This window comes from Amycolatopsis sp. NPDC048633, assembly GCF_040650695.1.
Classification (GTDB): domain Bacteria; phylum Actinomycetota; class Actinomycetes; order Mycobacteriales; family Pseudonocardiaceae; genus Amycolatopsis.
This window is the reverse complement of sequence record NZ_JBEZHS010000003.1, coordinates 51,851-65,465: the sequence shown is the minus strand read 5'-3', so window position 1 is coordinate 65,465 and position 13,615 is coordinate 51,851. Positions and strand designations below refer to the sequence as shown.

Genomic DNA, 13,615 nt, shown 5'->3' with positions numbered 1-13,615 from the left:
ACCTCGTCCTTATTGTCTCGCGTTCATGGCTTCAGCTTCACGGCTGACTCATGACGGGTCGACCTGCTTCCTTGGTTCCTCGCGAAGCCGGGCATGTCCCGGCTTCGTGGTGCGAAGTGGTGCGCCCGACGTGCTCGCGGACCTCGCAAGCGTCGAGCGCCCCGGGAGCCCGCAAGGCTCTCGGGAAGGCTCGCCGCCGTTCGGCCTTGGCCAGGCAGTCCGGATCGGGGTGCAGCCATGCTCCCCGGCCCGGCAGCCGCCGACGCTCGTCGACGACCACCCGCCCGGCCACCGCGACCACGCGCAGCAGCTCACCGATCAATGCCCGCCGCTTGCAGCCGACACAAGTCCGCACCGGAGGATTCCGGTGGGGCTGGTGCTCGGCTACCCGCCGCGGGCGTTGAACCACTCCTGAGTCTAGCGCTTCGACCTTCACTCAGCCGAACCGGTTGTCGCGGCGGGCCGCGACGGACTGGCGTGGTCTTGATCACCCTCGTCGTCCACCGGTGCGGCGTCGCTGCGGATGTCGATCCGCCAGCCGGTCAGCCGGGCGGCGAGACGGGCGTTCTGGCCCTCCTTGCCGATCGCCAGCGACAGCTGGAAGTCCGGCACCACGACGCGGGCGGTCTTCGTCCGCTCGTCCACCACTCGAACCGAAACAACCTTCGCCGGCGACAGGGCATTCCCCACGAACCGGGCCGGGTCCTCCGAGTAGTCGATGATGTCGATCTTCTCGCCGGCCAGCTCGCTCATCACGTTGCGCACGCGCGCGCCGACCGGGCCGATGCAGGCGCCCTTGGCGTTCACGCCCGCCACGGTGGACTTCACGGCGATCTTCGTGCGGTGCCCCGGCTCCCGAGCGATGGCGGCGATCTCGACCGTCCCGTCGGCGATCTCCGGGACCTCCAGCGCGAACAGCTTGCGCACGAGGTTGGGGTGCGAGCGCGAGAGCGTGATCTGCGGGCCGCGGTTGCCGCGCGAGACGGTGACCACGTACGCCTTGATCCGGCTGCCGTGCTCGTACGACTCGCCGGCCACCTGCTCCGCCGACGGCAGCACGCCCTCGGTGTCGCCCACCTGGACCACGACCATGCCGCGGGCGTTGGCGCGGGCGTCGCGCTGGATCACCCCGGCGATGATCTCGCCCTCCTTGGTGGAGAACTCGCCGAAGGTCTTCTCGTGCTCGGCGTCGCGCAGCCGCTGCAGGATGACCTGGCGCGCGGTGGTGGCAGCGATCCGGCCGAACCCCTCGGGGGTGTCGTCCCACTCCTCGTCGGTCTCGCCGTCGTGGGTCAGCGTGCGCGCGAGCACGCGCACCAGACCGGACTTGCGGTCGATGTCGATGCGGGCGTGCGGCTGGTGGCCCTCGGTGTGCTTGTACGCGGTGAGCAAGGCCGTCTCGATGGCCTCGATCACCGTTTCGAAGGGGATGTCCTTGTCCCGTTCGATCGCCCGCAGCGCGGCGATGTCGACGTTCACTTCGACCCCTTCTCCGTCTCGGCGGCGATCATGCCGGACGCGTCGTCTTCGAGCAGTTTCAGGTCCTCGGCGGGCGGCTGCTTGAACTCGATCTCCACGACCGCCTTCGCCACTTCGGCGTAGCGGACGTCGCGGAGCTTGCCGCCCTCGAGGACGCGAGCGGCGGCCGCGCCCGCGTGGCCGACCCGGCCGATGAAGGCCTCGCCCTCGGCCGGGGTCACCTTCACCAGGCGGAAGCGCGCGCGGCGCCAGTGCCGCCGCTCGGTGAGCGGCCGGTCCAGGCCCGGCGACGTGACCTCCAGCGTGTACGCGCTCGCGAGCACGTGCTCGTTTTCGTCGAGCGCCGCCGCGACCTTGCGGCTGACCTCGGCGACCTCGTCCAGCCCGATGCCGTCGTCGGAGTCGACGACGACCTTGACCAGCTGCCGCCGGCCGGCCTGCTGCACCTCGAACGAATCGAGGTCGAAACCCGCGGTGGTGACGGCTTCGGCCACTATCGGCTGAAGCCGGCTGGCGAGTTCTCCTGGCACGTGGGGCTCTCCTTGTTCGAGCGGTGTCCGTCTTCCGGGCGGTGGTGGACCAGCTTATCCGGTCGCCCGCTCACCCCGCGCGAGCGGCGGGGGCGCCCGGGGGCCTGGCAGGATGGGCCGACGTGACCGGAAGACCGACCGACCTGACCCGTCGAGCCGCCCTCCGCGCGGGGGCGCTGGCCGTGCTGGCCGTCCCGCTGGCCGCGTGCGGGCCCGGCTACGACGAGAGCCCCGACCCGCTGCAGCCGCTGCTGGCCGCCGCCGAGGCGGACGCCGCCGCCGCGCGAGCGCTGGCCAAGGGCGACGACGCCGACGCCGCCGGCCAGCTCGCCGACGCGCGGGCGGCCCACGCGGCCGCGCTGAAGTCCGAAGTGGACCGGCTGAACCGGCCGAAGCCGTCGTCGTCCCCGACACCCCCGGCGCCGGGCGCCCTTGGCGACCTGAAGGAGCGGCTGGCGACCGCGCGCAAGCAGGCCGAAGACCTCGTCGGCGGGCTGCCGCGTTACCGCGCCGGGCTCGTCGCGGCGGTGGCGGCGGGCTGCGCGGCGCTGCAGCGCACGGCCCCGGCGCTGGGCCCCGGCGAGGACGCCCCGGCGCTCGCCGGGACAGCCGGTGCCGCGCCCGCGGAGGCGGTGGACCCGTTGCAGACCGCGCTCGCCGCCGAGCACGCGGCCGTCTGGGTGTACGGCCTGGTCAGCGCGTTCCTGCCGGCCGATTTCGGCGAGGGCGAGAAGGCCGGCGCGGCGGAGCACGCCGTGCGCCGCGACCTGCTGCAGACGATGCTGTCCGCCGCCGGGGCGACGCCCGTCGCGCCCGAAGCGGCGTACGTGCCGAAGAAGCCGGTGACGGACGCGAAGTCGGCGTCGCTGGTGGTCGCGACGGCCGAGGCCGACTGCGCGTCGGCGTGGCTGGCGGTCGTGAACCACACGGACGACGCGGGTCTGCGCACGATGGCGCTGCACGCGCTGGTGGCGGCTTCGCGGCGCGGGACGCCGTGGCGGTCCGAGGCGGGCGAGAAGCCGGTCGCGATCGCGATGCCCGGCCAGGCGAGCTGAGCGCCCCAAGGCGGCCTTGGGTGCGTCTGACGCACCGAAGGCCGCCTTGGGGCGCTCGGGGCCGGGTCAGCCCTTGAGGTCGGCCGAGAGGCGGAGGGCGTCGTCCGCGATCGCCTCGATCAGGTTCTTGTCCTTGTGCTTGGCGTAGAAGTCGGCCAGCACGATCGTCGTGTTCGTGCCGTCCACCTTCGACGCGTACGCCGCGTCCGCGCCGCTCACGCTCGGGACGTCGGCGCCGGCGAACGTCTTGTCCTTCACCAGGTCCGTGACGTTGCCGGTGCCGTCCTTCTCGGTCAGCGTCTTGAGCGCCTTCGCCTTCGTCGAGTCCGGCATCCCGACCAGCACCACCGACACCAGCGCCTTCGCGCCGCCCGACTCTGTCGAGTAGAGCGCGCGGACCAGCGACTGGCACTCGTTGTCCTGGAAGAAGTCGTGCGTCTTGCCGTACGACTTCTGAGCGCACTCGTTGGACCTCGCCGGCCCGGAGACCAGCGTGAACTGGTACTTCCCGGTGTTCTGCGCCGGCGGCTGCGCGAGCGGCTCGTCCGGCCCCGAGTCGTGCCGGATCAGGAACCACAGCAACCCGGAGACGACGGCGATCGCGACCAGCCCGGCGCCCCTGAGCAGCAGGGTCCGGGTGTCGCGCGCCGGCGGTCCCGGCACGGGCGGCCGGGGCTGCGGGGGCACCGCGCCCAGCGGGGCCGTGTCGGACGGGCCTGGGGTGAAATGCGCACCAACCACGGGGCCATACGGTAGTTCACCGTCCCGGCGGCCTTCACTCGAATGCGGATAAGACGCGTTCGACGTCGTCAGCGGTGTTGTAGAGGTGGAAGCCGACGCGCACCCGGCCGCCGCGGACGCTCGAGACGATCCCGGCCGCCGCGACCCGCTCCGGGCCGGCGTCGAGCGAGACGATCGCGGTGCCGCGCGGGGGCAGTCCGAGCTTCTCGAGCAGCTGGTCGGCCAGGCCGGTGTTGTGCGCCTCGACCTGCGCGAGGTCGAGGCCGCCGAGGTACTCCAGCGCGGCCGCCGCGCCGACCTGGGCGAGCCAGACCGGCGAGAGGTCGAACGCGCGGGCGTCGCCGGCCAGGCGCAGCGGGAGGCCGTAGACGGTGGTCCACGGGTCCTCCCCCGCGTACCAGTTCGCCGCGACCGCCCGGGTGCGCTCGTGCGCGTCCGGCCGCACGGCGAGCCACGCGCAGCCGCGCGGGGACAGCAGCCACTTGTAGCCCGCCGCGACCACCCAGTCCGCCCAGGCGACGTCCAGGGGCAGCCAGCCCGCGGCCTGGGTGGCGTCGAGCAGCACCGCCGCCCCGGCGGCCTCGGCGGCGGCCCGCAGCGCGGGGAGGTCCACGAGCCGGCCGTCGGCGGACTGGACGACGCTCACCGCGACGACGTCGTGGCCGTCGACCCGCTCGGGCAGCAGCTCCAGCGGCACCTCGGTCACCGTGACGCCGGGGGTGGCCGCGAACGGGAAGGTCACGCTGGTGAAGTCCCCTTCGGCGGCGAGCACGCGGGTGCCGGCGGGCAGCGCGGCGGCGACGTTCGCGACCAGCTGCGAGACCGACGCGCCGCTCGCGACGCGCCCGGGTTCGACGCCGAGCAGCCGGGCGAACCCGGCCCGCGACCGCGTGACGTACTGGTCGAACTCCGCCGGCCGGGTCGCGCCGGTGCGCCACCGTTCGACCGACTCCGCCACGGCCGCGGCCACCGGCGCCGGCGGGATGCCGACGCTGGGGGTGTTCAGGTAGCCGGCAGGGACGGCGAAGTCGGTTCCGAAGGCGCGCATGCCTTCGAGCCAAGCAGACCCGCGCGGGACGGTTCACCCCTTACAGCAGCGCCACGACGTCGGCGTAGCTCGGCGGGCTCAGCGGCAGCTCGCCGCCGTCGCGGACCGCCAGCGCCGTCCCGGCCGCCGCCTGGAGGGCCATGCGGTACGGCAACGAGCCCAGGCTGACCCGGGCGACGCCCAGCTCCGCCAGCCCGGCGAAGGTGACCTTCCCGGGCAGGAACAGCAGGTTGACCGGGAGCCCGGCGGCAACGATCCGCTCGACGTCCCCCGGGTCGGCCAGGCCGGGCACGAAGACGCCGTCGGCACCGGCGGCCGCATAGGCGTTGACGCGTTCTTCGGCGGTTTCGATCGCGCGGTCGCCGGACCAGTGGGTGTCGGTGCGGGCGTTGAGGAACAGCTCCGGGACGCGGTCCTTCACCGCCTCGACCAGCGCGACCTGGACGTCGACCGGGGCGAGCGAGCCGTCGGCCCGGCCGTCCTCGAGGTTGACGCCGACCGCGCTGGCGTCGGCGAGCTCCGCGGCGAGGTCGGCGACGGCGGCGGGGTCGGCGCTGAAGCCGTCGGCGATGTCGACGCTGACCAGGACGTCCAGCCGGGCCAGGCGGCGGGCGAGGGCGACGGTGGCGTCCCGCGTCGACGGCGCGCCGTCGGGCTCACCGGCCGCCGCGGACACGCCGAGGCTGGTGGTGCCGAGGGCGCGGAACCCCTGCGTCGCGAGGAAGGCGCCGACGCCGAACTCCCACGCGTTCGGCAGCAGCAGCGGGGAACCGGGGACGTGCAGGGCACGGAATTCGTCCATGACCCGAATCTAGGCGGCCGACGCTTCGGCGGGCACCGAACGGACGCGCTCAAGTGCCGGGCGGGGCTGCCGCGGCGTCATGAAAGGGTCGTTCACCTCGCCCGACGTCATGAACGACTCTTTCATGACGTCCGGGCCGCCACCGCACCTCAGGCCGAAGCGGGAGTGTGCTCCGCGTCGTAGGCGTCGCGGGACTCCTGGACCGCCGTCATGTGCCGCCTCGCCCACTGGTCCAGCATCTCCAGCGGCTCGGACAGGTTGCGGCCCAGCGTCGTCAGCTCGTACTCGACCTTCGGCGGGATCACCGCGTACGCCGTGCGGGTCAGGATCCCGTCGCGGACCAGGCTGCGCAGCGTCTGCGTCAGGACCTTCTGGGAAATCCCGTCCACCCGGTGCCCGATCTCGGTGAACCGCAGCGCCCCGTCCTTCAGGGCGCCGACGATCAGCACCGTCCACTGGTCGCCGATGCGGTCGAGCAGCTGGCGGGTCGGGCAGTTGCGGTCGTACGGGTCCGGTCCCAAGAGACACCTCACTCTCCCGGGGAGAGTAACACGCCGTTCAGGCGGTAGCTGCCATCAACGTCGTGAACAGGATGCGCAGGTGCCGGCGGCCGCGCTCCCAGCGGGCCTCCAGCTCCTCCTGGTCCCGCGTCGCCCAGCTCGCGATGAGGATGCCGCGCACCACGTCCATCGCCGTGTACACCGCGTGCAGGAACTCGTGGTGCGCCGCGTGCTCCGGCAGCAGCGCCTTGCCGAACTCCACGAGACTCGACGTCGCGATCGGCTCGACCACCGCCATCTGCCGGCGCAGCTCGGCGTCCGTGCGGGAGGCGACCCACAGCTCGACCGTCGCCGAGAACACCGGCCCCTGGTGCATCTCCCACATCAGCTGCAGCGCGTCGCCGACCGGGTCGCTGGACGCGCGGAGCCGGTCGATTTCGGCCATCGCGACCTCGGTGCGCTTCTCCGCCAGGTGCCGGATCGCCGAGGTCACCAGGTCGGCCTTCGTCGGGAAGTGGTGCACCTGCGCGCCGCGCGTGACGCCGGCCCGGTCGGCCACCCGCGTGGTCGTCGTGCCCGCGTAGCCGTACTCGACGAGGCAGTCGATCGTCGCGTCGAGCAGCCGGACGCGCATCGCCGCGCTGCGTTCCTCCTGGGTGCGGCCGGTCGGTCCCCGTCGTGGCGCTGACATGCGCCCACTTTATGGGGCCGCGCGCACCCCGGCCGCGTCGACCAGCCCGGCGACCACCTGCCCGATGAAGCGGCCGAGGAACCGGCGGTAGAACCAGCCGGTGCCGGGAATCTTCGCGGTGAACGTCGAGTGCCAGTGGATCTCCGTGCCGCCGTCCACCGGGGACAGGTCGACGTAGGCGGCGTAGTCCCGCAGCGGCAGGCCGTGGTCCAGCGCGTAGCCGAACCGGCGGCCGGGCTCGAGCGCGACGATCTTCTCGTACGAGCGGATGCCGCCGGTCCGGAACAGCCGGATCGCGCCGAGACCTTCCGGCTCGCCGTCGCCCTCGCGGACCAGTTCGAAGGACCCCAGGGGCGACCAGCGGGGCCAGCTCGCGCCGTCCCGCAGCAGCGCGTACACGGTGTCGGCGTCCGCGGGCGTCACGCGACGGACCGAGATTCTCTGTACCATTTGGTACGTGTACCATCTGGTACATGATCGACGCAAGCCCGCGCGCGAAGCTCCTCGACGCGGCGATCGACCACATCGCCCACCACGGCGGCGCGGACCGGAGCCTGCGGGCGCTGGCCACCGCGCTCGGCACCAGCCACCGCATGCTGATCTACCACTTCGGCTCCAAGGAAGGCCTGCTCACGGCGGTGGCACGGGAGGTCGAGGCCCGGCAGCGGGCGGCGCTGGCCGACCTCGACCCGGCGGAGTTCTGGCGCCGGCTCACCGCGGACGACCTGCGCGCCAACGAAAAGCTCTTCTTCCAGCTCTACGGCCAGGCCCTCGGCGGCACCCCGGGGACCACCGAGTTCCTCGACGGCGTCATCCACGACTGGCTCGGGCCGGTCGAGGCGCTGCTGGCGGAGCGCGGCGTCCCCGAAGCCGACCGGGCCGCCCACGCCCGGCTCGGCCTGGCCGTCACGCGCGGGCTGCTGCTCGACCTCGTCACGACCGGCGACCGCGACGCCGTGGACGCCGCGATGGCGCAGTTCCTGGCGATGTCCGAGAAGCTCACGTGATACTGGGGAAATGCGTCTGCTACTGGGGTTTCTGGCCGCACTGATCGCCACGACCGGGTTGACGCCCGTGGCCGCGGCCGAAAGTGGGCCCGTCCGGGAAACGGCCTGGGTCGAAACCGGCACCGACCACGACCGCGACGGCCGGATCGACCGCGTCGCCGCCGACGTCATCCGGCCGGACGCGCGTGTCCGCGTGCCGGTGATCCTCGACGTCAGCCCGTACTACGCGTGCTGCGGCCGGGGCAACGAATCGCAGAAGAAGACCTACGCGCCGGACGGCACGCCACAGCAGTTTCCGCTGTTCCTCGACAACTACTTCGTGCCGCGCGGGTACGCCGTCGTGCTCGCCGACGTCGGCGGGACGAACCGGTCGTCGGGCTGCTTCGACGACGTCGGCTCCGGCAACGCGGTCGTGAACTGGCTCAACGGCCGCGCGAAGGCGTTCGACGCCCCCGAAGGCGGCCGGCCGGTGAAAGCGGACTGGGCCACCGGGGATGTCGGTGCGATCGGCAAGTCCCAGGACGGCGCCACCGCGATCGGCATGGCCGCCTCCGGCATCCGTGGCCTGAAGACCGTGGTGCCGCTCGAGGGCGTCGCCGACAACTACAGCCAGCTCGTCGCGAACGGCGCACCGCTGGCCACGCCGGAGAACACCGGCTCGGCCTTCACCTACAACGAGCGCGCGGCCGAGCTGTGCCGGCCGTTCGAAGCGGACCTGAAGGCGCGGATGGGCACGAACGGCGACTACAACGCGTACTGGCGGAGCGTGCACTACGTGCCGCGACCGGGGCACGCGAGCGTGCTCATCGCGCAGGGCTTCGGGGACGGTGCCGTGGCGCCCAGCCAGTTCGCCGCTTACTGGGACGCGCTCGGCCGGGCGGGCGTCCCGCGCAAGGCGTGGCTGAGCCAGGCCGGGCACGTCGACCCGTTCGACCTGCGGCGCGCGCAGTGGGTGGCGACGCTGGACCGCTGGTTCGACCGGTGGCTGCGGGGCGTCCGCAACGGCGTCGAGCACGAGTCCGCGGTGCACCTCGAAACCGCTCCCGACCGGTGGACGGACGTCCGGAGCTGGCCGCCCGCGACCGCCGCGACGACTTTCCGGCCGTCCGCCGATGGCACCCTGGGCCCACGCGGCTCCGGCACGGCCACGGTCGTCGACGATCCCGCCGTCGGCCGCGAAGCCTGGGCTGACGGGGAGTCGGCCGCACGGTTCACCGGCGCTCCCCTGACCTCGGCGGTGCGGCTCGCCGGGGCGCCTTCGGTGACGATCACGGCGTCGTCCGACAAGACCGCCGCCCGGCTCGGCGTCGCCCTCGTCGACTACGGCCCCGCCGACGTGCGGAACACCGCGAACTACGGCAGCGGGATCCGGAACCTGACGACGAAGTCGTGCTGGGGTGTGAGCTCACCCGGGGATTCCGCCTGCTTCCTCGACACGGCGACCGACCTGGTGCGCGTCGACCACGAGATCGTCGCCGCCGGCTGGGCCGACCTCGGGCACCACGCGTCGCTGCGCCACGGCGAGCCGCTCGTGCCGGGCCGGGCGTACTCGATGACGTTCACGCTGACCGCGCTCGACCACGTCGTCCCGGCCGGGCACCGGCTCGGCCTGCTGCTCGGCGGCACCGACGGGCAGCTGTTCGACCCCGCGCTGCCGGTGCTGGGCGACACGCTGACGTTCGACCTCGCGCGGACGTCGGTCACCGTCGGCCTTACAAAGCCCGAACACTAGGCGGACGCCCTCCGAACACCGCCCGGCCAGAGTTCTCCTCGTAAGCACGACACGAGGGAGACACGATGCGAGGAACCACCTGGACGCGGCTGGCGCTGGCGGGCTGCGGGAGCGCGGCCTGCCTGCTGGTGGCGGCGCCGCTGGCCTCGGCGCAGACGACGTCGCCGGCGCCGGTCGCGCCGATCACGCTCAGCCCCGAGGAGTCGCAGCAGGTCTGCGGCGACTGGGTGCCGAAGCTGCAGAAGAAGGCCGACAACCTGCAGAAGCGGATCAACGGCGGGCCCGAGGTAGCCGGCTCGGTCGCCAACCTGAAGGCGCGCGCCCAGGACCAGCGCACGGCCGGGCACGAGGACCGCGCCAAGAAGCTCGACGACCGCGCCACCAAGCGCCAAGGCAGGGTCGGCGAGCTGACCACGGCGAAGCAGAAGCTCGACGCCTTCGCGTCGGCGCACTGCAAGCCCGCGGCCCCGGCGCCGACTAAGTGAGGGCGGCGAGGATCGCGGCGGCGGTCGGGGCCGCCGCGCTCATCGCGCTCGGCTGCTCGGCCTGCCGCGACAACCTGATGGGGTCGCCGGACTCCGGTTCTTCCCCGGCGTCTTCGGAGCTCAGCGGGATCGAGTCGACGCTCAACGGCGTCGAATCCGACATGAACAGCGATGGCTCACCCTGACCGGCTAGCGTCTCCCCGCACACGACGGCGGCGACGGGAGTAGGCATGGGGGCACCGGGACGCGGCCTCGTCCTCGTGGTCGAGGACGAGGCCGCGATCGCCGAGCTGGCGGCGCTCTACTTGAAGCGCGACGGCTTCGGCGTGCACGTCGAAGCCGACGGCGGGCGGGCGCTCGACGCCGTCCGGCGGCTCAAGCCGGTGGCGATCGTGCTCGACATCGGACTGTCCGGAATGGACGGTATCGAGATCTGCAAGGCGCTGCGCGCGGCCGGGAACTGGACGCCGGTGCTGTTCGTCACCGCCCGCGACGACGAGCTGGACCGCTTGCTGGGCCTGGAGATCGGCGCCGACGACTACCTGACCAAGCCCTTCAGCCCGCGCGAGCTGGCCGCCCGGGTCCGGACGGTGCTGCGCCGCGCGTCGGGAGCGACGCCGGCCGCGGAGACGTTCACCGTGGGCGGCGCGCGCGTCGACCTCACCAGCCGCCGCGCCTGGGCCGGTGAAGCGGAGATTTCGCTGACGTCGACCGAGTTCGACCTCCTCACGCACCTGCTCCGGCACCCGGGACAGGTGCTTTCGCGCGACCAGCTGCTGAGCGCCGTCTGGGGCTACGCCGCCGCGGCGGGCACGCGCACGGTGGACGTCCACGTGGCGCAGCTGCGGGCGAAGCTCGGCGCGTCGAGTCCGATCAGGACGGTGCGCAGCATCGGCTACGCGGCGGACCCGGCATGAGGTACCGCGGCACCCTGGCCGGGCGGATCACGCTGGTGTGCCTCGCCGTCGCGGGCGTGGCGGTGATCGTGGCCGGGCTCGTCGCGGCCCGGCTGATCCGGACCACGGCGGACAACGTGCTGCAGTCGTCGCTGGCCGCGCAGGCCGACGTCGTCGCGTCGCAGCTCGACGAGACCGGCATCGGGAACCGGCTGGGAGTCGGCAAGGTCGCCGACGTCGTGCGCGGGCAGGGCATCTCCGTGGTGGTCCGGCGTGCGGGCGGGCAGGCGGCCGGCGACGCGGTCGCCGTGCAAGCGGCGAACAAGGCGGGGCTCGCCGCCCGGCATTCGACGCGGGTGACGGTCGCGGGCGCGCAGTACCTGGTCGAGACCCGGGTGATCGGCACGCGCGGGGCGGCGTTCGCGCTCGTCCTGCCCGCGCGCAGCGCCGAAGCGACGCAACGGGCGCTGGTGCGCAACATCGCGCTGGCGCTGGGCATCGGGCTGCTCGTGGCGGCGTTGGCGGGCTTCTTCTCGGGCCGGCTGCTGGGCCGTCCCCTGCGCCGGGCCGCTCTTGCCGCGGGATCACTGCGGGCCGGACGACGGGACGTCCGCGTCCCGGTGGAGGGACCGCGCGAGGTCGCGGAGGTCGCCGGGTCGCTGAACTCGCTGGCCGACGCACTGGCGATGAGCGAAGCGCGGCAGCGGGACTTCCTGCTGTCGGTGTCGCACGAGCTGCGGACGCCGCTGACCGCCGTGACCGGGTTCGCCGAGGCGATCGCGGACGGCGTGGCAACCGGTGACGACGCTTTGCGCGCGGGTCAGACGATCCAGCGGGAGGCCGCGCGGCTGGAGCGGCTGGTTTCCGACCTGCTGGAGCTGGCGCGGCTGGGTGCCGACGAGTTCCGGCTCGACATCGCTGCGCTGGATCTGGGCGCGCTGGTCCGCGACTGTGCCGAGGTCTGGCAGCTGCGGTGCGCGCGGGAGGACGTGCGGCTCTCCGTTTCGGCGCCTTCTTCCCCGGTCCCGGTACTGGCGGACGCACGGCGGCTGCGTCAGGTGGTCGACGGGCTGGCGGAGAACGCGCTGCGGGTGACACCGGGTGGCGCGCCGATGGTGTTCGCGCTGTCGGTATCGGCTTCGGGTGCTTCGTTGTCGGTGCGCGACGGCGGCCCGGGCCTGGCGCCGGAGGACTACTCCGTGGCGTTCGAGCGCGGGGTGCTGAACGCGCGTTACCGCGACCGCCGTCCGGTCGGGTCGGGCATCGGGCTGGCCCTGGTCCACGGCCTGGTCACGCGCATGGGCGGCACGCTGACCGCGGGCCCGGCGCCGGAGGGCGGCGCGGCGTTCACGATCACGTTCCCCCTCGCGGCGTCGGACCACACGGTTCCCCTCCCTCTGGGCTGACCGACCCTCCAGGTACGCGAACCGACCGTCCAGGTACGCGAACCGACCCTCCGGGTACGCGTGTCAGACCGGCGGAGCCAGCTGGGCCGCGCGGTCGGTGACGTCCATCAGGGCCCAGTGCTCGACGACCCGGCCGTCGCGGACGCGGATCATGTCCATGCTGGTCACGGCGTAGCCGCGGCCGGTCGAAATCTGCGTGCCCGTGCTCGTGTAGCGGTTCACCGAGAACTCGCCGTCGGCGACGTTGCGCTCGACTCGCACGCCGACGTCGCGGAAGTCGGCGAAGAACTCGCCGCCGAGCATGGCTTCCCACTTCGCGCGCCAGGCGTCGATGCCGTGGTGGTCGCCGCCCGCGCCGCCGCGGTGGTCGATCACCTCCGGGTCGATGTAGCGCAGGCCTTCGGCGACGCTCTCCGCCGTGAACGGGGTCAGCGCGATCAGCCGGCGGTGGACTTCGGCGGCGTCCATGCTCGCTCCTTAAGTGGGGAGTTCCCCGGTTAGTGTTCGGCTACGCTAACCGGGGACATCCCCACTTGGCAAGGGAGCAGCATGACCGCACGGGCCCGCAGGTCGGACGCGCGGGACAACCAGGCCCTCGTGCTCGCCGCAGCCAAGGAGGTCTTCGCCGAGGACGGGCCGGACGCGCCGCTCGACCGCATCGCCCGCCGCGCCGGCGTCGGCAACGCCACCCTGTACCGGCACTTCCCGAACCGCCGCGAACTGGTCGTCGCGGTGTACGCCGACGAAGTCGCGGAGCTGCGAAGCCGCGCGGAACTCGACGCCGGCGACTCCGGCGAAGCACTCTTCGCCTGGCTGGAGCTCTTCGTCGAGCACGTCCGGACCAAGCGCGCCCTCGCGCTCTCGCTGGCCGATCCCGCGGGCGAGCACGAGAGCCTGTTCGCCGGCTGGCACACGGCGATGAACACGACCGCCGCCACGCTGCTCGACCGCGCGCGGACGGCCGGCGCGGTGGCCGCCGACGTCACCGAACTGGACCTCCTCCTGCTCGCCACCGGCATCGCCCTCTCCGGCGGCGAGCCCGGCCGGCTGCTCACCCTGGTCCGCCGAGGCGTGTCGACCCCCTGATCACGCGTGCCGACCCTCCAGGCACGCGAGCCGACCGTTCCGGTACACCGGACTCGCGTGATCGGGCGCGGAACTCGCGTGATTGAAGGCGGGACTCGCGTGATCGGGCGCGTGTCTCGCGTGATTGGGAGGGCATCACGTGTGATTGGAGGGTCGA

Annotated in this window: 18 protein-coding genes; 7 read left to right on the top strand and 11 right to left on the bottom strand. The window is 73.1% G+C overall.

Annotation, left to right across the window (positions count from 1 at the left end; genetic code table 11):
- Positions 1-37 precede the first annotated feature (37 nt).
- The 3 genes from AB0C38_RS08945 to rimP form a co-directional block, all read right to left on the bottom strand.
- Complete coding sequence (locus AB0C38_RS08945; RefSeq protein WP_360668910.1) at positions 38-355, bottom strand: YlxR family protein; 318 nt, start codon at positions 353-355, stop codon at positions 38-40.
- A gap of 77 nt (positions 356-432) precedes the next feature.
- Positions 433-1,479 carry a transcription termination factor NusA gene (gene nusA / locus AB0C38_RS08940; protein ID WP_360668908.1) on the bottom strand — a complete coding sequence of 349 codons (1,047 nt, stop codon included), beginning with the start codon at positions 1,477-1,479 and terminating at the stop codon, positions 433-435.
- A complete protein-coding gene (gene rimP / locus AB0C38_RS08935; RefSeq protein WP_360668906.1) occupies positions 1,476-2,009 on the bottom strand; it encodes a ribosome maturation factor RimP in 534 nt (177 codons plus the stop codon). Before rimP ends, nusA begins: the two co-directional genes overlap by 4 nt.
- A gap of 122 nt (positions 2,010-2,131) precedes the next feature.
- On the opposite strand from rimP, the gene AB0C38_RS08930 reads away from it, so the two are divergent.
- Entirely contained in the window at positions 2,132-3,064 is a 933-nt protein-coding gene (locus AB0C38_RS08930) for a ferritin-like domain-containing protein (protein ID WP_360668903.1), read from the top strand.
- A 66-nt stretch (positions 3,065-3,130) separates the two neighbouring features.
- Here AB0C38_RS08930 and AB0C38_RS08925 read toward each other — a convergent pair whose 3' ends face one another.
- From AB0C38_RS08925 to AB0C38_RS08900, 6 genes are all read right to left on the bottom strand, one after another.
- Entirely contained in the window at positions 3,131-3,727 is a 597-nt protein-coding gene (locus AB0C38_RS08925; protein WP_360669935.1) for a hypothetical protein, read from the bottom strand.
- A gap of 112 nt (positions 3,728-3,839) precedes the next feature.
- Positions 3,840-4,853 carry an aminotransferase class V-fold PLP-dependent enzyme gene (locus AB0C38_RS08920; RefSeq protein WP_360668900.1) on the bottom strand — a complete coding sequence of 338 codons (1,014 nt, stop codon included), beginning with the start codon at positions 4,851-4,853 and terminating at the stop codon, positions 3,840-3,842.
- A gap of 40 nt (positions 4,854-4,893) precedes the next feature.
- Positions 4,894-5,655, bottom strand: a complete 762-nt coding sequence (locus AB0C38_RS08915; protein ID WP_360668897.1) for an isocitrate lyase/phosphoenolpyruvate mutase family protein — start codon at positions 5,653-5,655, stop codon at positions 4,894-4,896.
- Positions 5,656-5,804: 149 nt separating this feature from the next.
- Complete coding sequence (locus AB0C38_RS08910) at positions 5,805-6,176, bottom strand: helix-turn-helix domain-containing protein (RefSeq protein WP_360668894.1); 372 nt, start codon at positions 6,174-6,176, stop codon at positions 5,805-5,807.
- A gap of 37 nt (positions 6,177-6,213) precedes the next feature.
- Positions 6,214-6,789, bottom strand: a complete 576-nt coding sequence (locus AB0C38_RS08905; RefSeq protein ID WP_360669932.1) for a TetR/AcrR family transcriptional regulator — start codon at positions 6,787-6,789, stop codon at positions 6,214-6,216.
- A 66-nt stretch (positions 6,790-6,855) separates the two neighbouring features.
- Complete coding sequence (locus AB0C38_RS08900; RefSeq protein WP_360668891.1) at positions 6,856-7,296, bottom strand: SRPBCC family protein; 441 nt, start codon at positions 7,294-7,296, stop codon at positions 6,856-6,858.
- Positions 7,297-7,319: 23 nt separating this feature from the next.
- On the opposite strand from AB0C38_RS08900, the gene AB0C38_RS08895 reads away from it, so the two are divergent.
- The 3 genes from AB0C38_RS08895 (at position 7,320) to AB0C38_RS08885 (ending at position 10,070) form a co-directional block, all read left to right on the top strand.
- Entirely contained in the window at positions 7,320-7,853 is a 534-nt protein-coding gene (locus AB0C38_RS08895) for a TetR/AcrR family transcriptional regulator (RefSeq protein WP_360668889.1), read from the top strand.
- A 10-nt stretch (positions 7,854-7,863) separates the two neighbouring features.
- Positions 7,864-9,585, top strand: coding sequence for a CocE/NonD family hydrolase (locus AB0C38_RS08890; RefSeq protein ID WP_360668886.1), 1,722 nt, complete (start codon positions 7,864-7,866; stop codon positions 9,583-9,585).
- 65 nt (positions 9,586-9,650) lie between these two features.
- Complete coding sequence (locus AB0C38_RS08885) at positions 9,651-10,070, top strand: hypothetical protein (protein WP_360668884.1); 420 nt, start codon at positions 9,651-9,653, stop codon at positions 10,068-10,070.
- On the opposite strand, the gene AB0C38_RS08880 is transcribed toward AB0C38_RS08885, so the two are convergent.
- Positions 10,063-10,302, bottom strand: a complete 240-nt coding sequence (locus tag AB0C38_RS08880) for a hypothetical protein (RefSeq protein ID WP_360668882.1) — start codon at positions 10,300-10,302, stop codon at positions 10,063-10,065. The genes AB0C38_RS08885 and AB0C38_RS08880 overlap by 8 nt on opposite strands.
- Here AB0C38_RS08880 and AB0C38_RS08875 point away from each other — a divergent pair.
- A complete protein-coding gene (locus tag AB0C38_RS08875; protein WP_360668879.1) occupies positions 10,301-10,987 on the top strand; it encodes a response regulator transcription factor in 687 nt (228 codons plus the stop codon). The genes AB0C38_RS08880 and AB0C38_RS08875 overlap by 2 nt on opposite strands.
- On the top strand, positions 10,984-12,372 hold the full coding sequence (locus tag AB0C38_RS08870) for a HAMP domain-containing sensor histidine kinase (RefSeq protein WP_360668876.1): 1,389 nt from the start codon (positions 10,984-10,986) through the stop codon (positions 12,370-12,372). The genes AB0C38_RS08875 and AB0C38_RS08870 overlap by 4 nt, the downstream gene beginning before the upstream one ends.
- 63 nt (positions 12,373-12,435) lie before the next feature.
- On the opposite strand, the gene AB0C38_RS08865 is transcribed toward AB0C38_RS08870, so the two are convergent.
- Positions 12,436-12,840: a nuclear transport factor 2 family protein gene (locus tag AB0C38_RS08865; protein WP_360668873.1), complete on the bottom strand. Its 405-nt coding sequence runs from the start codon at positions 12,838-12,840 to the stop codon at positions 12,436-12,438.
- 81 nt (positions 12,841-12,921) lie between these two features.
- Here AB0C38_RS08865 and AB0C38_RS08860 point away from each other — a divergent pair, with 81 nt between their 5' ends.
- The gene (locus AB0C38_RS08860) at positions 12,922-13,458 is read left to right on the top strand and encodes a helix-turn-helix domain-containing protein (protein ID WP_360668870.1); all 537 of its coding nucleotides are present in this window, start codon (positions 12,922-12,924) and stop codon (positions 13,456-13,458) included.
- The last annotated feature ends 157 nt before the right edge of the window (positions 13,459-13,615 follow it).

Bases quoted from the DNA above. Each gene is read 5' to 3' on its own strand.
- AB0C38_RS08920 (WP_360668900.1), bottom strand. From the start codon at position 4,853: ATGCGCGCCTTCGGAACCGACTTCGCCGTCCCTGCCGGCTACCTGAAC.
- AB0C38_RS08915 (WP_360668897.1), bottom strand. From the start codon at position 5,655: ATGGACGAATTCCGTGCCCTGCACGTCCCCGGTTCCCCGCTGCTGCTG.
- AB0C38_RS08905 (WP_360669932.1), bottom strand. From the start codon at position 6,789: ATGCGCGTCCGGCTGCTCGACGCGACGATCGACTGCCTCGTCGAGTAC.
- AB0C38_RS08900 (WP_360668891.1), bottom strand. From the start codon at position 7,296: ATGGTACAGAGAATCTCGGTCCGTCGCGTGACGCCCGCGGACGCCGAC.
- AB0C38_RS08895 (WP_360668889.1), top strand. From the start codon at position 7,320: ATGATCGACGCAAGCCCGCGCGCGAAGCTCCTCGACGCGGCGATCGAC.
- AB0C38_RS08890 (WP_360668886.1), top strand. From the start codon at position 7,864: ATGCGTCTGCTACTGGGGTTTCTGGCCGCACTGATCGCCACGACCGGG.
- AB0C38_RS08885 (WP_360668884.1), top strand. From the start codon at position 9,651: ATGCGAGGAACCACCTGGACGCGGCTGGCGCTGGCGGGCTGCGGGAGC.
- AB0C38_RS08875 (WP_360668879.1), top strand. From the start codon at position 10,301: ATGGGGGCACCGGGACGCGGCCTCGTCCTCGTGGTCGAGGACGAGGCC.
- AB0C38_RS08880 (WP_360668882.1), bottom strand. From the start codon at position 10,302: ATGCCTACTCCCGTCGCCGCCGTCGTGTGCGGGGAGACGCTAGCCGGT.
- AB0C38_RS08870 (WP_360668876.1), top strand. From the start codon at position 10,984: ATGAGGTACCGCGGCACCCTGGCCGGGCGGATCACGCTGGTGTGCCTC.
- AB0C38_RS08865 (WP_360668873.1), bottom strand. From the start codon at position 12,840: ATGGACGCCGCCGAAGTCCACCGCCGGCTGATCGCGCTGACCCCGTTC.
- AB0C38_RS08860 (WP_360668870.1), top strand. From the start codon at position 12,922: ATGACCGCACGGGCCCGCAGGTCGGACGCGCGGGACAACCAGGCCCTC.